We start from the raw sequence: 24941 nt of genomic DNA, 5'->3' as shown, positions 1-24941 counted from the left end.
CAGGTCGGGACCTTTGATGCAGTGGGCCGTCGACATGCAAGCTGGAAATCGAAAAGGGCGCACGGCATGTCCAGGTTCGTGAAGAACTCGACGCTTGGCGCGCTGGCTGGAGCTGCGATTGCGCTTGCGAGCTTCTTCAGCAGCATTGCCGTGGCGCGTACGCTTGGTGTGAACGAGACGGGATCGGTCGCCTATGTCATCTGGCTTGTCTGGATGGCCGCGCCATTCGTCGATCTGGGTCTATCGTCTGCCGTTGGACGATTCCTGCCGTTCTTGCACGGAAGCGGACAGTACAGCGTGGCAGCCCATCTGGACAGGAACCTTTCGCGACGGCTCGCGATTGCGGCGCTTATCGCGGCCATCTGTGCCGGCATGATGGTGTGGCTGTATGGTCACCAATCCCTTGCAGAGTTTCTTAGCGGCGGTGCGGCGAGGGGCGCATCAATGCCGTTAGCGGTCCTCATGATCCTGCTTGTCGTTGGCCAGGCGCTGACCACTTACACCTATGCTCGTTTGAGGGGACGGCAGGAATTTTCCTTGGCCGCGCGCATCGCAGGCGTTTCGCTGTTGCTTCAGGTCTCCGCCGTGATCGGCGGTTCACTGTTGTTCGGGATCACGGGCGCATTGGCTGGTTACGCTGCCGGCATGCTGGTTCCGTCAGCCGTGTGCCTGTCAACGATGGTCGGGTCGGCGTCGATCGATCGAACGCTGAGCCGGCGCGTGACCTCGTTTGCCCTCTTCTGCTGGGGAGCCAACGTCACCAGCGCCATTGTCTGGTCGCGGATCGAGCTGTTCTTCCTCGAGCGCTACTGGGGAATGGATTCGGTGGCGATGTTCGCAGTTGCGCTGGCGCTGACCCAGCTCGCCATTCAGGGCCCCATGTTGCTGACAAGCGCAGTGCTGGCATCGCTCGCCGAGAAGCGCGGGCGTGACGATCTCGATGGCATGAGAGGGCAGTTCGCTGCCGCGGTTCGGCTTCTGGCGGCACTCGTATTTCCGATATGTTTTGGCACCGCTGCCATTATCCCAGAACTGCTGCCGGCTCTCTATGGTGACAAGTTCGTCGCCGCCGTGCCGGCGGCAATGATCCTTGTTTCCGTTGCTGCGCTAAGCGTGTTGTCGACAGTCGCCACCAGTCTGGTGCAGGCGCTTGAGCGAAGTGATTTCGTATTTGTGAGCTCCCTCTGTGGCGCCGCATGTGCGCTGGCCGCCGGCTTCCTGCTGATTCCCGAATTCGGCGTGATGGGCGCCGCTTCCGCGCGGGTGGCAATTCAGATGTTGATGATCGGTCTGGGTTGCTGGTTCGTCGTGCAGCGGCTCGGATTCACCGTTCCGGTGGTCGCGGCTCTGAAGCTCTGCGCTGCTGCACTCGCCAGCGCTGCGGCGGCATCCGTTTGCATCAAGGTTATTGGCCATCCTTCAAGCATACCGGTGGCGATTGCCGCAGGGGCGGCGGTCTACGTGGTTGGGCTGCGCGTAGTGAACGCGGTCGAGCCCGGTGATGTCGCTTTCCTGACTAGTCTTACGCGATCGCTGCCGCCGGCCCTCGCGGAGATCGCTGCTCGTCTTGCAGCTTTCGTCAGCGCAACGAAGCGTAATGAAGGAATGCTGCCGCCATGAGATCAGAAGAGGATCACCGCATGCCGCGTAACTCGATGGAGACATGGATTACGGCTTCGATTTGGAGCCATCGCGTCACACCACCGGGCGTAGGCGCATGGCTTGCGGCCCTTTGCGTGCTTCAACTTCTCGCCACACCGGCTTTCAGCGCTGAATATCTTCTCGGTCCTCAGGACAAACTGCGCCTGAAAGTCGTCGAATGGCGTGCCGGCAAGGCCGAATACTACGAGTGGACGCCGCTTGGCGCGGAATACACCGTAAATCCCGCCGGTCGCGTGTCCTTGCCGATGATCGGCGAAATCGCCGCGGAGGGGCGGACCAGCGATCAACTCGCTCGTGCGATCACGGCAGAACTGTACAAGCGCACCGGCTTTATGGGTGCGCAGGAAGCGGCGGTCGAGATAGTCCAGTATCGCCCGTTCTACGTGCTCGGCGATGTGGAGCGCCCCGGTGAATTCAGCTTTCGTCCCGGCTTAAGCGTCTTGCAGGCAGTCGGCGTAGCCGGCGGCTTGCATCGGCCAAGCGAAGCCGGGATGCGGGAGCAGATCAACGCGGCAGGAAACGTCGAGGCTGCACGTCTGGAACTGTGGCGGACCTACATCCGCCGCGCTCGGCTCGAAGCTGAACTTGCCGAGCAGAACACAATCACTCTCCCGCCCGAGCTCGCCAACAAGAAGGACATCGGAAGTCTCCTGGCAGAGGAGGCAACGATCCTGATAACCCGGCGCGACGCGCTGCAATCGCAGCTCGCGGCCTTGTCGGAACTGCGATCGCTGTATGAGAAGGAGATTACCTCACTGCGGAGCAAGCTGGCGACACAGGAGAAGCAGGTCGCCCTGGCCCAGCGCGAGCTGAATACCGTCGGCGCGCTTGTCGATAAGGGGCTTGCAGTCACGTCTCGGCAGTTCGCGCTGGAGCGCACGACCGCAGATATTCAAAGCGGAATGCTTGACGTGCAAACAGCGTTAGTGCGGGCTCAGCAGGAAGTGCGGAAGACGGAGCGGGATGCGACCGATCTGGTCAAGGACGGAAAGGCGAAAGCCTCGTCCGAACTGCGGGAGGCCAAGGCCAGCATCGAGCAACTGATCAATCGGATAAATACGTCTGAAACGCTTGTCGCCGAAACAACGACGTCGCCGCGGACGGCTCAAAATGAGAGCGGCGGGAAGTCGCTTTCCTACTGGATACAGCGGCGCAAGGATGGCGCGATGGCGACATTCCCGGCTGACGACGGAGCGCTTGTGGAACCTGGCGACGTTGTTCGCGTCGAGGTCAATCGCGCGCCGGGTGCCGCAGCGTCAGTCTCGCGCAAGGGTGTCGCGACAACGGCATTCAACGCGGGGAACTACGCCACCATCGTTTCGCAATCGGGTGAGAAGTAGAGCGGAGCATGCAACCAACCGGGCTTCAGCTTGTGGAATGGTCAGTCTTGCTCGCGCGTGCGACATGCAGAATCGCATGCAGCCGGGCGAATCCGGGCGAACGAGCCTTCAGCTTTATGAGAAATATTCGCGCGACGACGGCTCCCACGTATCCGACCTGCAGAAAAAGCAGCGCCAACAGCAACTCGATGGCCAGCACCTTCCAGGAGGTATTGGCTAAGCCGAGCAACAGTCCGTATCCGGCAATGAGAGCCGCGACGCCGATTGTAAAAGCGCCGAGTCGAAAAATGACGCCGCAGGCAAAGCCTGCGGCCATGAACAACATGCCCGCGAGCATTCTGAGCTACCTTTGCGGTCGGTCGCGTCGGCGATCCAATCGGAACGCGCGCCGATCTCTGTCGATAAGCTGGCGTTCTATCCGACGAATATTAGCGTCAAGATGCATGAACAAATCAATAAGTCGCGCCTAAAAAATGGGCAGGAAGCCACCTTCGACAGCTCGAGGAGCAGAATGGGAGCCGGCGCAGGAGCAGAACGATTGCCGGTTCCACCGGGAAACGAAGAGGTCGTAATGAAGATCGCAAGAGACTTTGCATGCGACGCGTGCGGCTCTGCCTCTATCGCGCCTCCGCCAAGGCTGGGCGATAGCGACGAGGTCAGGTGCCAGCACTGCAAGAAAGTTCTGATGACCTGGAAAGTCTACAGGCTCCTTGGCGTCGACGATGCAGGCGAAATCGCCATTGGCCCTACTTGTTGGGAAGATTGAAGACCAGTTCTGCTCAGGAAGGGCGGAGCGGGCGTGTGTGACCGCCTGTTTTACGGTCGCGACTGGGCCAGGACCGACAGAAGGTGAATGACGATGCAGGACTTCCGGACGACGCGATTGATGAATGGCGGTAGCGTGCTAGTCACCGGTGGAGCCGGCTACATTGGAAGCCACGCGGTCCTGGCCCTGCTGGATGCGGGCGAGCGAGCCGTCGTAGTCGACGATCTATCCACGGGTCTGCGGGTCGCCGTTCCGGAAGGCGTGCCATTCTATCGTGCAAGCTGCGGCGACGCTGCGATGGTCGCCAAGATCCTGCAGGACCACGCTGTTGATACAATCATGCACTTTGCCGGCAGCATATCAGTCGCCGAGTCCGTTCGTGATCCCGGAAAATACTATTTGAACAATACCGTGAACACACATGCGCTGATCTCACAAGCCGAGCGCGCTGGCGTTTCGCACTTCATATTTTCGTCAACTGCCGCTGTTTACGGAGAGCCGCGAACGATCCCGATTGAGGAGGAAAACGAGACGGTCCCAATCAACCCATACGGCCGCTCGAAACTCGCCATCGAATGGATGCTACGGGATGCAGCAGCATCGACCCCGCTCAGGTATTGTGCGCTGCGCTACTTCAATGTCGCAGGTGCCGATCCGGCGGGGCGTTCGGGGCAGTCCACGCGAGAGGCATTTCATCTCATACACGTCGCGGTGCAGGCAGCGCTGGGTCGGCGGCGGGGCATGGACGTATTTGGCAGCGATTATCCTACCGCGGATGGATCCTGCATTCGCGACTATGTGCACGTCGCCGATCTCGCGCAGGCGCACGTCGATGCGCTGACGTATCTGCGAGGCGGGGGAGAATCCGTGACCTGCAATGTGGGATATGGCCGCGGCTACTCGGTCCTGGATGTGATTGATGTCGTCAAGCGCGTTTGCCGCGTCGATTTCGACGTGAGGATGCGCGAACGCAGGCCCGGCGATCCGGCTATCCTTGTGGCATCCAACGCAAAGGCGAAGTCCATCCTGCGGTGGAGATCGTGTCACGATCATCTCGAGCAGATCGTGCAGCACGCACTGAGCTGGGAACGACAGCTAAAGCTCGGCGTTCCGGCATGATCAAGATTACTGACACAGACTCGACATTGTCGCTTCAGGGGACATCTTAAGGCACATCACAGGGACCGCCGAGGTCCGGCCCTGGCAGATCCGCGCAGCGTGCGAAACGCTCGCCACCACCAACAAGGTGGTGTCGCCGGCGAAACCCGCGGCCCGGAATCGGTCACCAATGAACAGATCGAAAGCACCGTACGCGAGGCCATCAAGGACATCGGCTACGAGCAGGACGGCTTTCACAGACCGCTTGAAATCCTGCTGCATCAGCAGTCCGCTGACATCGCGCAGGGCGTCGATGCGCTGCAGCCGGGCGAGAAGAAGGAAGAGGGCGCGGGCGACCAGGGCATCATGTTCGGCTACGCCACCAACGAAACGCCGGTCCTCATGCCGGCGCCGATTTTCTACGCCCACAAGATCCTGCGGTTGATTTCCGAAGCGCGTCATTCCGGCCGCGAGAAGGTGCTCGGTCCGGACTTCAAGAGCCAGGTCACCGTCCAGTACGAGAAGGCAAGCCCGTCGGCGTGCGCGAGAACGTGGTCTCGCACCAGCATCTGGTCGAGGACCTCTCCTCCAATCAGATTCGTGACATCGTCGAGCCCTATGTCCGCGAAGCGCTGCCCAAGGAATGGATCAACGGCAAGACCATCTGGCACATCAATCCGACCGGCAAGTTCTACATCGGCGGTCCCGACGGCGATTCCGGCCTCACCGGCCGCAAGATCATCGTCGACACCTATGGTGGCGCGGCGCCGCATGGCGGCGGTGCGTTCTCCGGCAGGGATCCGACCAAGGTCGATCGTTCGGCCGCCTATGCCGCGCGCTACGTCGCCAAGAACATCGTCGCGGCCGGTCTCGCCGACCGCTGCACGCTGCAGCTTGCTTACGCGATCGGCGTGGCGCGGCCGCTGTCGATCTATATCGACACCCACGGCACCGGAAAAGTGCCGGAGGACGGGCTCGAGAAGGCTGCTGCGAAGGCGATGGATCTGACGCCGCGCGGCATCCGCACCCATCTCGATCTCAACCGCCCGATCTACGCGCGCACCGCGGCCTACGGCCATTTCGGCCGTATGTCGGACTATGAAGGCGGCTTTTCCTGGGAGAAGACCGATCTGGTCGAGTCGCAGAAGCGCGCTGTCTGAACCGCCGGTTCTGTCGCGTAGAAGCATGACCCAAATGGACGAGGCGGCTGTCATCGTTCTTCCCCAGAACACCGCAACGCAAGGACCTGTCTACCTCAGGAGGCGATGATCAGCGAATGTTGGGAGGCCCCGCAACCATCCAGAGCGCAATGGGTCGGTTGGGCCTCCTTGACGCCCTGAACAGCACGCGAAAAATGCTAACGAGAGTGATCCCCGACCCTTCTCCCGCCTGGTCCGCTGACCGCGCTGTCTTCGGCAAGGTAGTCTGGGGAATGATGCTGAAGCATCATGAAGATCAATGAGGCACATTTTCCCTCAAACTTCTCAGTAACACGTCGAAAGCGTTGGATTCGCGGACTTCCCTAGGGGAGCGCCCGCTTCCCAAATTGTTCGTCTGACATTGCGCTTTAGGCTACTGCCTCAAAAAGCAATTTGAGATGGTTGCGTGTCCCCGCAACCACTCTTGTTATAACTCGCTCACCGTCCCGGTCTAACCGCCGGGACGGATCTGGCTTTCCCGGGGAACGCGGAGGCGAGCAATAAAAGGTCCGGCTGCGTGCAGCGCAGATCCATCCAGAAGACGGGCTGCCGCATCGCTTGCTTCGGGGCTGGAGCACGACCAGACCATCCCATCAGCGCAAATCAACGATAATATCAATCACTCTTGGCCGATCGTCGTTGGTGCCGGTCTAGGCGAAGTCTTTGCGCTCTCATGCGCTTTATCTCGTCTTCGAGCGCTTCAGTTTTTTCGCTCAGTCCTGCGTTCTTGGATTTTGGCGCATCGGCAGCGCGCAGTTTTTTCAGCGCCTTTTCGACCGAGAGCTTGGGTGTTTCAGCCATGGCAAACCTCATGTCCAGGAAGCCTCGGACAATAGCAACCTCGCCAGTCCAAAAAGATTGCGCGCCGGCCGCGAACCCCTCGCCGCGCGAGCGCGAGACTTACTGGTCCAGATCCGACGCAGGCATCCGTTGATCTAGATCAACAAGAGTGGTGCGGCGGCGATTTGCTCTACGCTCCATGTCCGCAGGGATCATGGACGACCGGCTGTCGCTTCATTTTGGCTCAAGTCGACCTTGGCCGCGTCCCGCATCAATGCGCTTTGACGACGATCAGGCATGGAGGCGGCCAACATCATGAACCCTCTGTTAAGGGAAATCCGCCATACCCCGTTGCTCTGGATGCTGATATTTGTGCCGGCCGTGCTGATCGCAGCCAGGGTTGTGCCTACCTCCCATACGCTCCTGTTTGTCCTCGCAGTTCTCGCAATCGTTCCGCTTGCTGCCCTACTTAGTCATGCAACCGAAGCGGTCTCCGAAAAAACGGGCGATGCCGTGGGTGGGTTGCTGAATGCGACGCTTGGAAATCTCACGGAGTTGATCATTGCGGTGACGGCGCTCCGCGCCGGAGAGTACATGCTGGTGAAGGCATCGATTGCCGGCGCTATCGTTACCAATTCGCTTTTCATGCTCGGAGCGTCTTTTCTGTTGGGTGGCTTCCGGTACCACATTCAGGAATACAACCGCGCCGGAGGCAGGATGTACTCCGCCTTGCTGTTGATGGCGACGATTGCGCTACTCGCGCCGGCGGCAGTCTCCGAACTTGATCTGGCCCGAGGAGAGGTGATGGCCCAGAATTTCAGCGCTGCTTTGGCCATCCTGCTCATCGTGGCATACGGATTGAGTCTGCTGTTCTCCTTAAAGACGCATAAGGAACTCTTTGCGAGCATGGATCACGGCGAGGCGGGAGAAGCAAAGTGGCCGATCAATTTGGCTGTCGGAACACTCCTCGTTGTTACCGTGTTGGTGGCGCTGGTAAGCGAAATCTTCGTTGAGTCGGTGCAACACGCGGCGACGACGCTGGGGATGAGCCCGGCGTTCGTCGGGTTCATCATCGTAGCCCTGGTCGGTGCGGCGGCTGAAATGGCCGTAGCATTTTCCGCAGCCCGCAAGAACCGCCTGGATATGAGCGTCAGCATCGCGCTCGGAAGCGCGTCCCAGATCGCGCTGTTTGTTGCGCCAGTGCTTGTGCTCCTGAGCTACGTCGTCGGGCCCAAACCAATGGATCTGCAGTTTTGGCCGGGTGCAGTGACGATGGTAATGATCGCTACCGTGACGGCGACCTTTGTTACGAACAGCGGCCGCTCAGCATGGTTCATTGGTGCTCTGCTGATATTCATCTATGTCATATTCGCCATGACACTCTATATGGTCCCGCCCGGATCGCACGGACCGGTCTGAGGTCGTCGCGCCCTGTCTCGCGCGTGGCTGAACGACATCGTTTGCGCACTATGGGGATCAAGGGTGCCGCGGTGTACCGGTTTGAGGTCGATGAAACAGGCGCTACATGCGAGCAAATTTTTACGGTTATTCCGCTGCGTTTCTCGCCTTCATTTCATCTGCGCCACCTAGCGCGATGGCGCAAGTTCTCACGCCGTTCCGCTATGAATCGCAGGCGCAACGCCATTGTCCCGGGGACACGATCGTCTGGCTCGACTTCGGAAGAGGGCGCTACTATCTGAAAGGTCAGAGGCGCTACGCGTCGGGATATACCGGTAGTTTCGTATGTAGAAATGAGGCCCGGAATAGCGGCTACCGGCGCTCGCCCTTGGGCTTGAGGTAGGCCTGAACTGGTGCGCCGGACGCGCCGTGCCTTCCGCTACCTCTCGACACGGCAGCGCGCTCCAAGCGCCCCGCGCAGGTTCAGGTCGGGACGGAGTTAATGTCGCACTGGAAGCGCGCGTTAACCGAGCTTCAGCACCAGATGTAGTGTCTGCGGGTCTCGGTGCGGGGCGGGCCTGAAGCCGAACTTTTCGAATACTTTTCTCATCGCGGCGTTCTCGGGCAGAACCTCAGCCGTCAATTCCTGCAGTCCCGCATCGTTCGCAAACCTGGCGAGATGACGCATCAGGATCGAGCCGACGCCTCGTCCCTGCCAAGCATCGACGACGACAAATGCCATTTCGGCCCGCCCGGGCTCGAAGACAATGTACCTGCCGCCCCCGGCAATCACCTTACGGCCGGCTTCCTCTGCTAGCGCGACAATCGCGACATGATTCTTGAAATCGACGTCCATGAAGAAGGCGCGCTCCTTCTCCGAGAAGTGGCGCTTCATGACGAAGAAGCGGCGCTGCAGGGATTGCGCGCTGGTCCTTTCGACCGCAGCGAGCATGTCGGCTTCATCCTCCCGCCGGAGAGCGCGGATTTCGACTTGGCTGCCGTCGCGCAGGAGCTCGCGTGCGGTGTAGTTGATCGCCTCAGACATTGGGCCTCGTGTGCTGGCGAACAAGTGCAGCCGTCTCGTTCGGCGCTCGCCGATGAAGCCCGGGCCGGATTGCGATCGTTTGATCTGGATCAAGACTTCAGGGCGAAAAGCAGCCGGTAGCTTGACGACCGCATCCGCACTCGCAGGTGAAGGCGCGTCCTTGAAAACCTCTCGCCAGATCCGGTCCGGAGAGGACCTCATCCAGCTTGCGATCCGGCTAGGATTGCTCGCCTTCCTGATCTATTGGACGTTCGTTCTCATCCGTCCCTTTGTGCCGATCCTGGCCTGGAGCATCGTACTCGCCGTTGCGCTCTATCCTGTCTTTAATCTCCTTTCCAAGCTTCTCGGCGGTCGCCAGAGACTCGCAGCGGTAATTCTCACCGTCATCAATCTCGGCATCGTCATCGGGCCGGCGACCTGGCTTGGCTTGAGTGCCGTGGAAGGGGTGAAGGATCTCGCCGCAACTCTGGTTGCTGGTAACCTGGTGGTTCCATCTCCGCCGAAGGGCGTCAAGGATTGGCCGGTCATCGGTCCGCAGTTCTTCGAGCTCTGGAACCAAGCGTCCAACAACATTCGAGCGGCCTTGCGCGAGGTGGCGCCCCATCTGAAGCCGTTGGCTGGCACCATGCTCAGCCTCGCTGGCGATGCCGGCGTGGGAACGCTCAAGTTTCTTCTGTCTGTGGCGCTGGCTGGTTTTCTCTTTCCCTACGGCTCGCAGTTAGTGGCGGCGGGCAGGGGCTTTCTCTATCGCATCGTGCCCGAGCAGAGCGAACATTTTCTGGAGCTGGCGGGTACGACCATAGGCGCGGTATCCCAGGGCGTTATCGGCGTCGCAATCATCCAATCACTGCTAGCGGGCATCGGCTTCAAGCTGGCTGGCATTCCCGGCGCCGGCCTGTTGGCTTTTGTGGTCATGATCCTGACAATCGTGCAGATCGGCGCGGCAATCGTCCTGGTTCCCGTGATCATCTGGATTTGGATAGACAAGGATTTTACCACTGCGCTTCTGATGACGGTGTTCCTGTGTATCGTCGGCATACTCGACAACATCCTGAAACCGCTCGTGATGGGGCGCGGCCTGACGACGCCGACGCTCGTCATCTTCGTCGGGGTGATCGGAGGAACGCTCGCACACGGAATTGTCGGTCTCTTTATCGGACCGATCATTCTCTCCGTGGCCTGGGAATTGACGGTCGCCTGGATACGCACCGATCGTGCCGACGCGACATCGCCGAACCAACTTTCGAACGTTGACCTAGATCAACGTTCGATGCCGCGAGGCTCGTTGAGTGAACTTCGCGACAAGTGAGGTCGAAACATGCAGATGGAAAACGCAAAGCTGCCGGGCGGCCCGATGTCAGGGCTTGTCGCTTCGGCCGTAGAGTACATGATGGATGCGAGCCAGCGCAGCGTCCTGTTCCTGGACGTCTTGCGTCGACGCGGTGACCAGTACCGGGAACACATCGCGCAAACGGCACCGCATGTCCTGCAATATGCAGCCGAGTTGATCATTGACGGCCGCAAGCTGGATGAACCGGTGAATTATGCGCTGGTGCGCATCATTCCGCCCAAAGGCGTCGAAATCGATCTCAAGCGGCGCCCGTTCATCGTGGTCGATCCGCGCGCAGGTCACGGTCCGGGGATCGGCGGATTCAAGGCGGACAGTGAAATCGGCGTCGCAATGAAGGCGGGCCATCCCTGCTATTTCATCGGCTTCCTGCCCGAGCCGATGCCAGGACAAACGATCGAACGCATCGCGCGCGCCGAAGCGGTATTCATCGAAACAGTCATCAGCCGCCATCCGGAAGCCAACGGCAAGCCTTGCGTGATCGGAAATTGCCAGGCGGGCTGGGCCGTCATGATCCTCGCATCGCTCCGGCCGGAACTGTTCGGACCCGTCATCATCGCAGGGGCGCCGCTTGCCTATTGGGCGGGCGTGCATGGCAAATACCCGATGCGGTACTCGGGTGGCCTGCTGGGAGGAAGTTGGCTAACGGCGCTGACGAGCGATCTCGGAGCCGGCAAATTCGACGGCGCCTGGCTCGTGCAAAATTTCGAGGGGCAGAATCCGTCGAATACGCTGTGGACCAAACAGTACAACGTCTATTCAAAGGTCGATACCGAGGCCGACCGATACCTCGAATTCGAACGCTGGTGGGGCGGGCACGTCAATCTGAATGCCGAGGAAATTCAGTTCATCGTCGATGAACTGTTCGTCGGCAATAATCTCGCTGCCGGTCGCATCGTGATGTCTGACGGTCAGCCGGTCGATTTGCGCAATATCAGATCGCCGATCGTGGTGTTCTGCTCCAAGGGGGACAATATAACCCCGCCGCAACAGGCATTGCACTGGATCCTCGATCTCTACGCCGACGTCAACGAAATCAGGGCCTACGGTCAGACGATCGTCTACACGGTTCACGAGAGCGTTGGCCATCTCGGTATTTTCGTTTCCGGTGGCATTGCCAAGAAGGAACATGCGGAATTTTCCAGCAATATCGATCTGATCGATGTCTTGCCGCCCGGTCTCTACGAAGCAACTTTCGAGGCCAAGGACGTCGACACGACGAATGCCGATCTCGCCGTCGGCCAGTGGGTAATGCGCTGCGAGGCGCGGACGCTCGACGACATCCGGGCCATGGGAGGCAATTCCCCCGAGGATGAGCGGCGGTTTGCCGCCGCCAAGCGCGTATCGGAAATCAATCTCGCGGCCTACCAGAAGTTCCTCCAGCCCTGGATCAAGGGCATGGTGAAGCCTCAGATGGCGGAGATGATGCGCAATCTGCACCCGTTGCGGCTTCAGTATGAAGCTTTCAGCAGCCGGAATCCGCTCATGGCTATGGTGAAGTCGCTGGCGGAGCGGGTGAGCGAGGATCGCAAGCAGGTCTCGACAGACAATCCCTTCGTTGCCTTTCAGGAGCAGGTCTCCAAGCAAATCGTTAATGCGCTGGACAGTTGGCGGGATTCGCAGGAGGCGCTCAGCGAGGCGGCCTTCCTTGCGATCTACGGCTCGCCGGCGTTGCAAGCAGCTGTCGGAATCGATCCCCAATCGGCCCCATCCCGCCGGCAGGAAATGTCTGCTTCACACCGTGAAAAGCTTGAGAGGCGAATCGCGGAGCTGAAATCCAGAATCAGCGAAGGGGGCCTTCGCGAAGCGGCCATTCGCGGCCTTCTGTATGTCGGGTCGGCGAGGGGGATGGTGGACGAGCGGAGCCTCGAAGCATTGCGCAACGTTCGCCGTAGCGACGCCGGTGCGCGGCTAACGCTGACAGAGTTCAAGGTGCTGGTTCGCGAGCAATTCTTCATGCTTCTGCTGGATCAGGAGGGAGCACTGGCCGCGATACCGAAGCTGTTGCCCGACAATGCAAAAGCACGCCAGGCGGCTTTCGGGGCGATTCGCGAAGTGCTGTCCGCTAGTGCCGCAATATCGGGTGAGGTCGCCAAGCGGCTGAAGCGTGTTGCCGAGCTGTTCGGCGTCGATGCGGGTGAATTTTCGGATAGGGCTTCGAACGTCGCCCCTTTCGATCCCAAGGCGAAGGCATCGTAGCGTTAATTGGAACGATCCGGAGCGACACCATGAAAGCCATGCCAGCTGATTCAGGAAAAGCGCGCTCTCCCAGCAAGTATGACCGTCTGATCGCAGCGGCCAAGGCGGTGCCGCCGGCGCCGACCATTGTCGTGCATCCCTGCGATGAAACCTCGCTGCGCGGCGTCGTCGACAGCGCGGCGGCGGGTATTATCCGGCCAGTGTTGGTCGGGCCCGAAAGGAAAATCAGAGATACGGCCAGCAAATACGGCCTTGATATCTCCGGCTTCGAGATCGTCGATGCTCCGCACAGCGAGGCCGCAGCTGCAAAGGGTGTTGAGCTCATCCATGCCGCCAAGGGCGAGATGCTGATGAAGGGCAGCCTGCACACCGACGAGCTGATGCGCAGCGTTACGGCGAAAGTGGGCGGCCTGCGGACTGACCGGCGGATAAGCCATGTGTTCGTGATGGATGTGCCGGCCTATGCCGAGACCCTCCTTGTAACGGACGCGGCCATCAACATCTTTCCAGATCTAGATGCCAAGCGGGACATCATCCAGAACGCGATTGATCTCTATACGCAAGCCGGTTTTGGTAAATCACCGCGCGTGGCGATCCTGTCGGCGGTCGAAACCATTACCTCCAAGATTCCATCCACGATCGAGGCGGCGGCGCTCTGCAAGATGGCAGATCGCGGGCAGATCACCGGCGGCGTGCTCGACGGGCCACTTGCCTTCGACAATGCGATCGATGTGGAAGCGGCACGGATCAAGGGAATCAAATCCGAGGTTGCCGGCCGGGCGCAGATCCTGCTCGTTCCCGACCTCGAAGCCGGCAACATGCTGGCGAAGAATCTCGCCTACTTCGCCAAGGCGGATAGTGCTGGCATCGTGCTCGGCGCCCGGGTGCCCGTCGTCCTGACGTCGCGTGCGGACACAGCGCGCGCGCGGATGGCTTCCTGCGCAGTTGCGGCTCTCTATGCAAATGCCAGGCGCCAGCATGCCCCAAATGTTGCCGCGTGATCGCCATGGATACGATCCTCGTCGTCAATGCTGGCTCCTCGAGCGTCAAGTTCCAGATCTTTTCGGTCGAGGGAGAGGGGAAGCTGCGGCGCCTGATCAAGGGCCAGATGGATGGCATTGGCAGTCGTCCTCGCCTGCGGGCGAGCGGCGCGGACAACGATGCACTGGCCGACCGCGTCTATCCGATCGAAGCCGTTCCGGACCTTCCGGCCGCGATGGGTATCGCAGGCGGATGGCTGCGGGACGAGCTTCGCATCAGCCCGGTGGCCGTCGGTCATCGTGTCGTTCATGGCGGTCCGGACTTTGACCGGCCGGTGCTGATCGACCACGGCGTCGTAGCCCGGCTGGAGCGATTCGTCGCGCTGGCCCCGCTTCATCAACCGCATAACCTGGCCCCGATCCGGTCGCTTCTGGCCAATTTTCCAGCGCTTCCGCAGGTGGCCTGCTTCGACACCGCGTTTCACCGCACGCATGACGCCGTCGCTGACTACTATGCAATACCGCATCAGCTTCATGCCGAGGGCGTGCGGCGTTATGGATTCCACGGTCTCTCATATGAATATGTCGCGAAGACCTTGCCGCAGGTCGCACCCGAGATCGCAAAGGGGCGGGTGATTGTGGCGCATCTCGGTAGTGGCGCCTCCATGTGCGCGCTGAAGGGAGGACGCAGCACCGAGAGCACCATGGGGTTCACCGCGCTCGACGGGCTGCCCATGGGCACGCGCCCGGGGCAAATCGACCCTGGTGTCGTGCTCTATCTGATCTCCGAAAAGGGAATGTCGGCCTCCAAGGCACAGAACTTCCTCTACCGCGATTGCGGATTGAAGGGACTCTCAGGCATTAGCAACGATATGCGTGAACTGGAGACGAGCGAGGATCCAAAGGCGAAACTGGCGGTCGAGTATTTCGTCTATCGGATCGGCCTCAACGCCGGCATGCTTGCAGCCGCATTGCAGGGGCTGGACGCTTTCGTCTTTACAGCCGGTATTGGGGAAAACTCGGTGCGTATCCGGGCGCGGATCGCCGAACAACTGCGGTGGCTCGGCGTGACGCTCGACGAAGCCGAGAATTCCCGCCACGCGCGCCTGATATCGCGTTCCGACAGCCGTATTCCGGTCTACGTCATACCGACCGACGAGGAACTGATGATCGCCCAGCACACCCTGTCGCTGCTGGTGAACAGGCCATCGTCCAATGTTAGACATGTGAGGGTGTCATGATTCCCGTATTCCCGGATACCAAGGTCGCCTTGAAAGGCAAGAAAGGCCTGATCGTCGGCATCGCCAACGACCAATCGATCGCATGGGGGTGCGCCAAGGCCTTTCGTGCGCTCGGGGCTGATCTCGCCGTCACCTATCTGAACGACCGCGCCAAAAAGCACGTCGAGCCGCTCGCAAAGGCATTGGAGGCGCCGCTCTTCATGCCAATGGATGTCATGGTCGAGGGCCAGACGGAACAGGTGTTCGAACGTATCGAGAAGGAATGGGGGCAGCTCGATTTCCTGCTGCACTCGATCGCCTTCTCTCCGAAGGAGGCGCTCCATGGACGTGTGGTGGACGTCGGCCGCGACGGATTCCTCAAGACGATGGACGTCTCGTGCTGGTCGTTCATGCGAATGGCCCATCTGGCCGAACCGCTGATGAAGAATGGTGGAACCATGTTCACCATGACCTATTACGGCAGCCAGATGGTGGTGGAGAACTACAATGTGATGGGCGTGGCGAAAGCGGCGCTCGAAGCGGCCGTTCGCTACGTGGCCGCGGAATTGGGCCCGAAGGGCATCCGCGTTCACGCGATCTCACCCGGGCCGCTCGCCACGCGTGCAGCGTCAGGTATCCCCGAATTCGATGAGCTGATGGACAAGGCGCAATCGAAGGCCCCGTCGCGCAGCCTCGTCAGCATTGACGACGTCGGCAACGCCACCGCATTTCTGGCGCTCGACGGCGCCAAGCTCATCACCGGTGGCGTGCTCTATATCGATGGAGGCTATCACATCATCGATTGACGCGATCGACGCGCCGTCTAGCGATAATGCAGGGCGATCAACTCGGCGACGCAGGCAGGGCGCTTACCGCCCTCGATCTCGATCACGAGGTGATAGTTCACGCGCAAGCCGTCTGGCGGCACGTCCTCCGCTTCCGCAACCGTCACGCGGCCGCGCAACCTTGAACCCGCCGGAACCGGCGCCAGGTACCGTATCCTGTCCGCACCGTAGTTCAGTGTGTTGCGCAAACCCTTCAGCCCAATCACCGACCGAATGAAGAGCGGCGCCAGCGCGAGGGACAACAGGCCGTGGGCGATGGTGCTGCCTCCGGGCAGCTCCTTCTTTGCGCGTTCCTGGTCGATATGAATCCACTGCTCGTCGCAGGTCGCTTCCGCGAACTGGTTGATTCGTTGCTGAGAGACTTCGATCCAGTCGCTTGTGCCGATCTCGGTGCCGAGGGCTGATTTGATCTCGTTGAAGTCGCTGAATATCCGCATGCTCGTTACCTGGTCAGATCTTCATTTCGAGGACGGTGTCGGGAATGACCAGTTCGGCATCCGTTACGGCCACGACCTCGGCGATGCTGACACCCGGCGCGGTTTCCAGCAGGGTCGCTATACCCTCGGGGAAAGCGACGACAGCCATGTCCGTCACGACCAAACTCACCGGCCTTGTCGACGTTAGCGGCAGGGTGCATTTGGCGACGATCTTCGATTTGCCTTTCGCGGCGTGCTGCATGGCGACGATAACCCGCTTGGCGCCGCTGACGAGGTCCATCGCGCCACCCATTCCCGGCACCATCTTGCCGGGGATCATCCAGTTGGCGAGATGTCCATGTGCGTCGACCTGCAGGCCGCCAAGGACCGTCACATCGACATGGCCGCCGCGGATCAATCCAAAGGACATCGCGCTGTCGAAGGTGCAGGCACCCGGCAGGGCGCTGATCGGGCGTCCGCCGGCATCCGTGAGAAGCGGGTGAGCCAGGCCTTGCTCCGGTATCGGTCCGGTGCCGATCAATCCGTTCTCCGACTGAAAGAACACCTTGAGGTCAGGCGGAACGTAGTTGGCCACCAGCGTCGGAATACCGATCCCCAGATTCACGAGGTCGCCGGCACGCAGTTCTTTTGCGACACGCCGGGCGATGACTGTCTGTGCATCCATGGTTCACCCGTTCGTAATGAGGTAGTCGACGAGCGGCGCCGGCGTTACGACATGGTCGGGCGCGATGACGCCTACCGGCACGATGTGCTCCGCCGTCACGATCACGGTGTCGGCCGCCATCGCCATGATGGGGTTGAAGTTGCGCGCCGTCAGCGCGTAGGAGAGGTTGCCGAGGTAATCTGCCAGGAATGCGTGAACCAGGGCGAATTGCGCCCGCAGCGCGGTTTCGAGCAGAAACGTCGCTCCGTTTATCTCGACCTGGCGCTTGCCTTCCGCCACCAAGGTGCCGACGCCGGTCGGCGTGAGCACCCCTCCGAGACCGCATCCGCCCGCGCGAATGCGCTCGGCGAAGGTCCCTTGCGGAACGAGATCGACGGCAAGCTGGTTGGCCAGCATCTGCTGCTGCGCTTTTGGATTGAGGCCGATGTGGGTCGCCGTGAGGCGCGAGACGAGAGCCGCGTCAAACAGCTTGCCAATCCCTTTGCCGGGCGTCGCGGCGTCGTTGCTGATGACCGAAAGGCCGGTCTTTTGCTGCCTGACGACTTCGTCAAGCAGGCGTTCCGGCGTTCCGACACCCATGAATCCGCCAACCATGATGCTCGCCCCGGCTGGGATCATCGCAACGGCTTCTTCGACGGAAACGGCCCTCATGATTGAAACTCCGGTCGACAAATCAATGAAAGGGCGGAAGTGACCGCGATGTTTGGCGAGGGCCCCCGGCACACCTTTGATCTGTGTCAAGGCTTTCCGCTATTCCGTGCGGGGAATGGTGATGCCGACGCCTTCGAGCGCTTGAGCCCATAGTTTGTCAATCTCGGTGTGACGCCTTTCAAGGGCTGCGCTCACAGCGTTGCGAAATGGCACGAGCTCCGGGCCCTTCAGGAAGAGGATTTGCGCCTGCAACAGGCGGCCGCTTTCGAATTCGATGCGGCGCAGCGCCATCGCGAAGGGATCATTGGCGTTGGCTTCCAGCGGGAGCAGGGCGGCCGGCCGGATGCCGGCATGTACGGCATGGGCGAACGCCGCGAGACCGGCCGCTGCTGCCAGAGTTCGATCCGGGATCTCCTCGATCGGTGCTGGAAACCAAGCCGTCTCCCAGGATGCAGTCATATAGCCCAGGGTGAGATCTGGCTCCCACGAGGTCGCGCGCAGCAGCAGGGAAATGATCTCGGTCTCGCGATAGACCTGCGCGTTCAATTCGGTTTGCCAGGCGGATTTGAGCTTGATCGGCAGGGTGAACGCAAACTGCCTTGCCAATGCGCCGTGGGCGGAGATCAGGAACGCGGCGACCCGCGTCTGCTGACGCGGTGGCACGCATCCTCCGGAATCTAGCGGTCCGAACAGCCGGCTCATGGATTCGTCCGCTGCGTGGGAATGGCGCGCAGGTGGTCGTGGCCGGCTGGAAACGGCGCAAGCGCGCCGCCCGCTTCTTCCGGCGCGATCCAGACGGCTTTGTTGCCCTGCCAACGGCCGGCCAGAACGTCTTGCGCGAAACGCGCCAGCAGATCGGCCGTGAGAGCCGGCTTCTCCAGGGTGAAGGCGTGATAGGCGCGTGGAATGATTACGAGCGAGCTGTTGGGAATGTTGGCGCGCAGGGTTTCGTGCAGGGCGCGCGGCGTCAGAAAGTCGAACTCGCCGTTCAGGATCATCGTCGGCGCGCCGATCGAGCCGAGCTGCGGCGTCAACGGCTCGAAATCGAGGAAGGAGTCCATCAGGTTCTGCAGGGCGTAGAGGTCATTGACCAGCCAACCCTGCCGTTTCACGCTGTCGAGCTTGTCCAGCAATGGCTTCAGCCATTGATCGGAGAGATTCATCGGCAGCAGAAGATCCTGGAGATAGCCGGTGCCCCCCAGGATGAGCCCGGTACGCATGGCGGTGCCTAGCAGCAAGAGCTGCGGCGAGAGCTCCGCGAAGCAGCTCATCGGCACCAGTCCGGATAGTCGCTTGCCATGTAGGATAGCGTAGCGAAGCGCGATCAGGCCGCCGAAGCTGATACCGCTGAGAAAAACCGGACCATCGCCAAGCTCGCCGATCAGCAGATCAAGCGCGGCAACCTGGTCGTCCTGGTTGATGAATAGAGCCGGCTTGTCTGATACGCCTTGGCCAAGCAAATCGAATGTTGCGACGCGAAATTGCCTGGCGACCAGTGCGTCGCGATACGCCGCCCACAGCTCGGAATATTGGGTGAGCCCGTTCACCAGGACATAGGTGGGGCCGTTGGCGGGGCCGTCTAGCTCGTAGCGGATTCGATAGGATCCGTGGCTGAGGAAAGGCATCCCGGCGTCCAGCGATAATGGCCTTCACATCGTTGCCCGCACCCGCGGGGATTCCCTTGAGTTAGATCAAAGGTCGGATGGCCGCCGTGCCTAGCGTCCGCGCAAGGACTGGTTAGGAGGAATTCGCCATGATCGGAAGACAAGCCATCCAGCAATGCTTCATCAGTTTGCTGTTGCTTTTGATCGGTACCTCACTCGCCTTCGCACAGCCATTCACGCGGCGCTCGTCGCAAGTGCAGCATGATGGGTTGAAGAAAACTTACGAGATCGCCAACTTCCGTCTCGGCGGCAAGTACGATCTATCCGATCCTTCCAAGTGGCAAAACGGCGGCGAGGGCGGCACAACGCTGGAATCGCTCGGAGCCGGCAAATTGCGAACGGCCTACATCGCGATCGGTACGCCCCGGCGTAACTCGGCGGACGAGATCACCAACGCGGTCGTCATCAACTCGTATTATTCCGGCGATTCCACCGATATGTACGAGCAGTGGGTCAAGGGCACCGCGCTGTCGGGCGGCGATCCCGTGATCGGCCCTGGCAGGCCGATAGATACCGACCGCTACTACGTCATCATGGTCGATCCGCTGGGGACTTGGGGCGCCAGCAAGCCATCCGACGGGCTGGGGATCAAGTTTCCGCAGTACAGTTATTACGACATGGTGCAGGCGAACTATCGCATGCTGCGCGATCATCTGAAGGTCGCGCGCGTGGCATTGATCACCGGTGTCTCGATGGGCGGCACACAGACGTATGTCTGGGGCGTGATGCATCCGGAATTCATGGGCGCGCTGATGCCCATCGGCGGTACGACGCAATCGGACGCCGAAGACCCCGTCGGCAACTGGACCTTCCAGATGATGACCGCCGCAATCGAGTCCGATCCGGTGTGGCAGACCACCAAGGGCGATTACTACAAACTGCCCAAGGAAAAGCATCCCGTACCGGGCGTTGCCTTCGGTTGGTCGGTGCTCGGCTTGACCGGCTACGATTTTGCGTATCGCACGACCCAGAGCTTCGCCTCGGTGCAGCCGGAAGTCTTCTACTGGGATCCGCCAAACGAGAAGGCCGGACTCAGCGTGACCAACCGCGCCAAGATTTACGACGCGGTCGATCTCGTGTGGCGAAACCGGGTCGGCGAGACCCACAACGTCAATCCCTATCTCGGCCGCATCCAGGCCCGCACCATGGTGATGCACATCACCAATGACCTGTGGCTGAACTTCAAGCTGGCCGAGCGTGCCGTTGACCGGGTGCCGGGAGCGCAGTTGATTGCCGAGGAAAGCCCGGTCGCTCACTACGGCGTGTTCTCGATCGTCAACCACCGAAAGAACGATCCGAAATTCGTCGCGTTCATGGACGACGTTGCGAGCCTCGACCGGGCCCAGCAGTTCATGGACAAGAACTATCGCGTGCCCGGCGTGGCCGCGAACATCGATCCGAAGAAGTCGTTCTGGAAGGATTTCGTTACTTATCCCTATCCGGTCAAATACGCGACCGCAAAGGACAGCCGCGGCACGTCCTGGCAGATCGGCTACATGGATGAATATGCCGGCACCGACAGGAATCCGAAGGTCCTGGTTATCATCCATGGCAAGGGGGCGTTCGGCGGACATTACGGCAACATCATGCAGTATGCCTTGCGCAACGGCCTGCGCGTGATCGTGCCTGATCTGCCGCATTACGGTATGTCCGGACCCGGCAATCTCGAGATGAGTCCGGCTCGCACCATGCAGGACATGCGCGAAGTCGCATATGACCTCGTGGTCAACCAGCTCGGGGTTAAGAAGGCAACCTATCTGGGCCACTCGCTCGGCGGCCAGCTGGTCATCGGTTACGCCTTGACCTGGCCGGATGCAGTGCAGAGCCTCGCGCTCGAGGCGCCCGCCGGTCTGGAGGAATATCCGCGCGAGATCGCGCTTGCCAAGGACAAGAAGGTGCGGCTGTTCGACGAGTCATTCGCCCGCGACTTCGACAAGTGGAAGCAAACATGGGATCAGACCGGCATTCTCGCCGCGGAGATCGCACGTTCCGAGCAGAACATCCGCGACTTCTACTACTTCAAGAAGCGGGATCCGGCTACCGGTGTCGTGGCTGCGTCCAAGAGCGGCTATTTCATGAACGACAGCGAGTACGCCAAGTTTCATACCGAGCAGCGCGTTGGGCTGACCAAGGCGAATCCGAAGGACCTCGAGCAATGGTCCAATGTCTTCATCTTCGACATCTACACCATGGTGGCGGAGCTGCAGCAGGACGATCCGAAGAACCTTTACGAACGGCTTACCCAGATCAAGGTCCCGATCTTCCTTGCCTTTGGTGACAAGGAGCCGTTTATTCCGGGTACCGCCTTCAATGGCCTCACCGATCTCGGACGCGACATCATTACGCCGTTCATGACCCGGATGACGAATGCGGGCAACCGGCCGATCCTGAAGATCTATCCGGATACCGGGCATTTCATCCATACCGACAACCCGGTGGAGTATCCCGTCGATGTCGTGGACTTCGTGACCAGGGGAACGATCGACACCAGCTCACCGCTTGCGATCGATCGCATGATCCGCGGGGCAGTCGTATCGGCACTCCCGGTGGCGCCGACGCCACCCGGCGCGTCGCCCACGGCGGGCCTGAACAAATAGGGCCGTCATGGCACGGTTGCAGGCGGGCGAGGTCCAGTTGGGTTGGCGAGAATGGGGTGGAGGCGACGTCACCGTCGTCTTCATCCACGGCAACCTCGCCAGCAAGGACTGGATCGGACTTGCCGCACCGCTGTTTCCCATCGGCCTGCGGGTGATCGGGATCGACTGGCGCGGATGCGGCGAAAGCGACCGGCCAAGAGCGAATGCCGACTATTCCAACTACTCTATGCAGCAGCATGCCGAGGACATGCTGGCGGCACTCGACGCCCTGGATGTCGGGTTCTGTCATCTTGCCACCCATTCGACAGGTGGCATCATCGCCGCGCGAATGCTCCTGATGCAGCCGCAGCGGTTCGGGCGGGTACTCGCACTCGATCCGGTCACGCCGCTTGGCATGCTGTTCAATGCCGATCAGATCGGCCTCTTCCGTTCGATGATGGCGAGCAGGGAGCTGACACGGGCGGTGATGGCTACGGCGGCGTCCTCGCTGTTCGTTCCGGAGAGTCTTGCACCGAATGCGATTCCACGATTCCGCGAGGGAGTCGGAGAGATCGAGGCGCTCTTCGAGCGAATTGTGGAGCAGACCTTTGGAGTTTCCGAGGGCATCTGGATCGGTACGCCGGTCAATCTCACCCGCGAGCGGGAAAGCGGCGAACTCGAGCGCCGCATGACGGAGATCCGTCATCCGCATCTGGTGCTGTGGGGCGAGTGCGACGGCTGGATTGCACCAACAGACCTCCGGACGATGGCCGCGGCAATGCCGGATTGCCGACTCGTCGTTATGCCCAGTATCGGGCATTCGATGAATCTCGAACTGCCGGCACTCTACGCCGGGTATTTCGGTGCCTGGTTCGGGGGGCTTTCAAGGTAACATCCATCAAGAGAATGCGATGGTGCTTCAGTTCCTGGTTGGCGGCCTCGTCAGCGCGATCAACATCATGATCCATGCGCTGGTGACCGTCGGCGCGGTCGGCATTGCCCGCTCCGCGGGCCTGCGGCACACCAAGTGGCCGCGATTGCACCTGATGGCCGTGATGGTCGGCACCGCGGCGGCGCTGATGGTGGCGCACACGCTGGAGGTTTTCGTCTGGGTGCTGGCCTATGCGATCGTCGGCGCGGCGCCTGCCGGCAGCGATCTGCTCTATTTCGCCTTCGTCAATTACACTACGCTCGGTTACGGAGATATCACGCCCGTGCAGGCCTGGCGGCTGACTGGGCCGATGACCGCGATGAACGGTATCCTGATGTTCGGTTGGTCGACGGCGGTTCTGTTCGAGGTGCTGCGCAAGACCCTTGAGCATCTCGTGTCGATCGGCCCTTCCTGGTTCAGTTCTGCAGATCGAGGTCAGTGAGCTGCCGCCGGTCCAGAAGGATGATCTGACGCTGGTTGCTGCCTATGAATCCGATGATATCGAGTTCATGCAGCCGCGACAGTGCGCGGGACACGGTTTCCAGTGTCAGCCCGAGATAGTCGGCAATATCGCGCCGTGACATCGGCAACGGCATGACGCCGGCCGCGGTAAGCCGTCGGTCCATCTCGATCAGGAAGGCGGCGACCCGTTCCAGCGAAGTCTTGCGGCCAAGCAGGAGCATGTGGTTTTCAGCGTGCTGCAGGTTGTCCGTGGTCATGCTGAGCAGGTTTCGCGAAACCAAGGCATCGCTCTCAGCCGCCATCTCGAGGCTGCGGCGCTTGATCAGGCGAACCGTGGTGGTCACGATCGCCTCCGCGGTAAACCGATGCTCGCTTCCGTTTTCCAGACCGAAGATGTCGCCGGCAAGATGAAACGCGCCGATCTGGCGACGGCCGTCCGAAAGCAGCTTGTAGCTTCGCACCGCGCCCTTCTTCACCTGGTAGACATAGTCCGCCGGTTCTTTTTCGCCGTAGATTTCAGTACCTTTCTTGTAGGTAAATTCGTTTAAACCTACCTTCGGATTTGACTCACTCGCTATTCCGAGTTCACCGAGGGAAGTGGGGCGGGGGGCCGGATCAGTCGTGATGCGGACAAACATGGCCAACTCCTGAACGCTACTGGTTGTGCCGGTGGTCTGCCTCTAGGAAATGTTTCGTCGGAAGCAATGGCCCTCTCGCAATAATTGATCTTCTAACGAAGGCATTATTTCTGACTATTGTCTGAAGGGTCATTGTACCAAGGGACAGGTCTGTAATATCCTGCCAAAGTCTGTAATACCCTGCCAAAAAAAGTACGGATACCTGTCCTAACCCTTGGATTTGGATGTTTTGATAGAGTCTTGGGTAAATAATGTTTCGATGAACTCGATTAGTTGTCGCCTCAAGGATGCACGGTCTGTGTGGAGGTGATGCGATGTTGCCCCTCACTTTGATCCAAGGAGACGTCAGCGGTTTTGATCGACGGCTAGGAGGGGAAATGCCTGGCCTTGTGTACGTGGTTGACGACGATGCTTCGTTTCGGACGGCGATCGAACGTCGGCTGAGAATTGCCGGTTATGAAGTCGAAACCTATTCGTCGGCCCAACTATTGCTGGATCGTGTGCCGGCCGCTGAAAGACCGGGATGCATCCTGCTGGACGTGCGAATGCCTGGACTGAGCGGGCTGGAATTGCAAAGCCGTCTTATCGAACTCGGATCGATCCTGCCGATTGTCTTTGTTACAGGCCATGCCGATATCCCGGCGACGGTGCGAGCCATCAAGGCGGGCGCCGAGGATTTTTTGACCAAGCCGGCATCATCGGAACAACTGATTGCCGCCATCGAGCGCGCCCTGGCGCGCTACGAGATCCAACGCAGTCAACGCAGCAGGCTCGATTCGATTGTCGCTCATTTGGCGAGACTGACGCCGCGTGAACGCCAGGTGTTCGATCTGATCGTGCGCGGCAAGATCAACAAACAAATTGCCACGGAGTTGGGAACGACCGAGCGCACAGTGAAAGCACATCGCCATGAGGTGATGGAGAAGATGCAGGTGCACTCGCTCGCGGAATTGGTTTCGAGTGCGGAACGGCTCGGCCTTCTCGATCGTAGCGCCAATTTGGACGGCTAGTCGGCATTTTGTTCTACCATTGAGGTTC

The 24941-nt window shown here is 60.3% G+C and carries 23 protein-coding genes and 1 pseudogene; 15 read left to right on the top strand and 9 right to left on the bottom strand.

Annotated elements, in window-relative coordinates; translation table 11 throughout:
- The first annotated feature begins 66 nt into the window (after window positions 1-66).
- Both ACH79_RS35940 and ACH79_RS35935 read left to right on the top strand, forming a co-directional pair.
- Complete coding sequence (locus ACH79_RS35940) at window positions 67-1620, top strand: lipopolysaccharide biosynthesis protein (protein ID WP_161855158.1); 1554 nt, start codon at window positions 67-69, stop codon at window positions 1618-1620.
- Complete coding sequence (locus ACH79_RS35935) at window positions 1617-3002, top strand: polysaccharide biosynthesis/export family protein (RefSeq protein ID WP_161855157.1); 1386 nt, start codon at window positions 1617-1619, stop codon at window positions 3000-3002. The genes ACH79_RS35940 and ACH79_RS35935 overlap by 4 nt, the downstream gene beginning before the upstream one ends.
- Before the next feature lie 25 nt (window positions 3003-3027).
- On the opposite strand, the gene ACH79_RS35930 is transcribed toward ACH79_RS35935, so the two are convergent.
- Window positions 3028-3339 (bottom strand): hypothetical protein, encoded by a 312-nt coding sequence (locus tag ACH79_RS35930; protein WP_161855156.1) that lies wholly within the window; start codon window positions 3337-3339, stop codon window positions 3028-3030.
- Between the two features lie 549 nt (window positions 3340-3888).
- On the opposite strand from ACH79_RS35930, the gene galE reads away from it, so the two are divergent.
- A complete protein-coding gene (galE, locus tag ACH79_RS35925; RefSeq protein WP_161856736.1) occupies window positions 3889-4887 on the top strand; it encodes a UDP-glucose 4-epimerase GalE in 999 nt (332 codons plus the stop codon).
- 25 nt (window positions 4888-4912) lie between these two features.
- Window positions 4913-6026, top strand: a pseudogene (gene metK, locus ACH79_RS35920) (methionine adenosyltransferase).
- 654 nt (window positions 6027-6680) lie between these two features.
- Here the strand turns inward: metK and ACH79_RS35915 are convergent.
- On the bottom strand, window positions 6681-6866 hold the full coding sequence (locus tag ACH79_RS35915) for a hypothetical protein (RefSeq protein WP_161855155.1): 186 nt from the start codon (window positions 6864-6866) through the stop codon (window positions 6681-6683).
- 294 nt (window positions 6867-7160) lie between these two features.
- On the opposite strand from ACH79_RS35915, the gene cax reads away from it, so the two are divergent.
- Both cax and ACH79_RS44435 read left to right on the top strand, forming a co-directional pair.
- Window positions 7161-8264: a calcium/proton exchanger gene (gene cax / locus ACH79_RS35910; protein WP_161856735.1), complete on the top strand. Its 1104-nt coding sequence runs from the start codon at window positions 7161-7163 to the stop codon at window positions 8262-8264.
- Between the two features lie 106 nt (window positions 8265-8370).
- Window positions 8371-8646: a hypothetical protein gene (locus tag ACH79_RS44435; protein ID WP_246738261.1), complete on the top strand. Its 276-nt coding sequence runs from the start codon at window positions 8371-8373 to the stop codon at window positions 8644-8646.
- 120 nt (window positions 8647-8766) lie between these two features.
- Here the strand turns inward: ACH79_RS44435 and ACH79_RS35905 are convergent, their stop codons facing one another.
- Window positions 8767-9288: a GNAT family N-acetyltransferase gene (locus tag ACH79_RS35905; RefSeq protein WP_161855154.1), complete on the bottom strand. Its 522-nt coding sequence runs from the start codon at window positions 9286-9288 to the stop codon at window positions 8767-8769.
- A 160-nt stretch (window positions 9289-9448) separates the two neighbouring features.
- Between ACH79_RS35905 and ACH79_RS35900 the strand changes: the two genes are divergently transcribed.
- Genes ACH79_RS35900 through fabI form a run of 5 tightly spaced genes read left to right on the top strand, consistent with a single transcriptional unit; the run spans window position 9449 to window position 15841 of the window.
- Window positions 9449-10597 carry an AI-2E family transporter gene (locus ACH79_RS35900; protein WP_246738763.1) on the top strand — a complete coding sequence of 383 codons (1149 nt, stop codon included), beginning with the start codon at window positions 9449-9451 and terminating at the stop codon, window positions 10595-10597.
- A 9-nt stretch (window positions 10598-10606) separates the two neighbouring features.
- Complete coding sequence (locus ACH79_RS35895; RefSeq protein ID WP_161855152.1) at window positions 10607-12835, top strand: DUF3141 domain-containing protein; 2229 nt, start codon at window positions 10607-10609, stop codon at window positions 12833-12835.
- A 38-nt stretch (window positions 12836-12873) separates the two neighbouring features.
- Window positions 12874-13836 (top strand): phosphate acetyltransferase, encoded by a 963-nt coding sequence (locus ACH79_RS35890; RefSeq protein ID WP_161856734.1) that lies wholly within the window; start codon window positions 12874-12876, stop codon window positions 13834-13836.
- 5 nt (window positions 13837-13841) lie between these two features.
- Window positions 13842-15056, top strand: coding sequence for an acetate/propionate family kinase (locus ACH79_RS35885; RefSeq protein ID WP_161855151.1), 1215 nt, complete (start codon window positions 13842-13844; stop codon window positions 15054-15056).
- Window positions 15053-15841, top strand: coding sequence for an enoyl-ACP reductase FabI (gene fabI / locus ACH79_RS35880; protein ID WP_161855150.1), 789 nt, complete (start codon window positions 15053-15055; stop codon window positions 15839-15841). Before ACH79_RS35885 ends, fabI begins: the two co-directional genes overlap by 4 nt.
- 17 nt (window positions 15842-15858) lie before the next feature.
- Here fabI and ACH79_RS35875 read toward each other — a convergent pair whose 3' ends face one another.
- The 5 genes from ACH79_RS35875 to ACH79_RS35855 form a co-directional block, all read right to left on the bottom strand.
- Window positions 15859-16317 (bottom strand): MaoC family dehydratase, encoded by a 459-nt coding sequence (locus ACH79_RS35875; RefSeq protein ID WP_161855149.1) that lies wholly within the window; start codon window positions 16315-16317, stop codon window positions 15859-15861.
- Window positions 16318-16330: 13 nt separating this feature from the next.
- A complete protein-coding gene (locus tag ACH79_RS35870; RefSeq protein WP_161855148.1) occupies window positions 16331-16981 on the bottom strand; it encodes a 3-oxoacid CoA-transferase subunit B in 651 nt (216 codons plus the stop codon).
- Window positions 16982-16984: 3 nt separating this feature from the next.
- A complete protein-coding gene (locus ACH79_RS35865; protein ID WP_161855147.1) occupies window positions 16985-17632 on the bottom strand; it encodes a CoA transferase subunit A in 648 nt (215 codons plus the stop codon).
- A gap of 99 nt (window positions 17633-17731) precedes the next feature.
- Entirely contained in the window at window positions 17732-18295 is a 564-nt protein-coding gene (locus ACH79_RS35860; protein ID WP_371419315.1) for a hypothetical protein, read from the bottom strand.
- Between the two features lie 35 nt (window positions 18296-18330).
- Complete coding sequence (locus ACH79_RS35855; protein ID WP_161855145.1) at window positions 18331-19257, bottom strand: alpha/beta fold hydrolase; 927 nt, start codon at window positions 19255-19257, stop codon at window positions 18331-18333.
- Window positions 19258-19385: 128 nt separating this feature from the next.
- Between ACH79_RS35855 and ACH79_RS35850 the strand changes: the two genes are divergently transcribed.
- The 3 genes from ACH79_RS35850 to ACH79_RS35840 are packed head-to-tail and all read left to right on the top strand — an operon-like array spanning window position 19386 to window position 23245.
- Window positions 19386-21893, top strand: coding sequence for an alpha/beta hydrolase (locus ACH79_RS35850; RefSeq protein WP_161855144.1), 2508 nt, complete (start codon window positions 19386-19388; stop codon window positions 21891-21893).
- Window positions 21894-21900: 7 nt separating this feature from the next.
- Window positions 21901-22764 (top strand): alpha/beta fold hydrolase, encoded by an 864-nt coding sequence (locus ACH79_RS35845; RefSeq protein ID WP_161855143.1) that lies wholly within the window; start codon window positions 21901-21903, stop codon window positions 22762-22764.
- A gap of 19 nt (window positions 22765-22783) precedes the next feature.
- Complete coding sequence (locus ACH79_RS35840) at window positions 22784-23245, top strand: potassium channel family protein (protein ID WP_161855142.1); 462 nt, start codon at window positions 22784-22786, stop codon at window positions 23243-23245.
- Here ACH79_RS35840 and ACH79_RS35835 read toward each other — a convergent pair.
- Window positions 23220-23903, bottom strand: a complete 684-nt coding sequence (locus ACH79_RS35835; protein ID WP_161855141.1) for a helix-turn-helix domain-containing protein — start codon at window positions 23901-23903, stop codon at window positions 23220-23222. The genes ACH79_RS35840 and ACH79_RS35835 overlap by 26 nt on opposite strands.
- Before the next feature lie 377 nt (window positions 23904-24280).
- Between ACH79_RS35835 and ACH79_RS35830 the strand changes: the two genes are divergently transcribed.
- Entirely contained in the window at window positions 24281-24913 is a 633-nt protein-coding gene (locus tag ACH79_RS35830; protein ID WP_161855140.1) for a response regulator transcription factor, read from the top strand.
- Window positions 24914-24941 lie beyond the last annotated feature (28 nt).

The organism is Bradyrhizobium sp. CCBAU 051011, assembly GCF_009930815.1.
In the GTDB taxonomy this organism is placed as follows: domain Bacteria; phylum Pseudomonadota; class Alphaproteobacteria; order Rhizobiales; family Xanthobacteraceae; genus Bradyrhizobium.
This window is presented reverse-complemented; position numbering and strand designations above follow the sequence as displayed.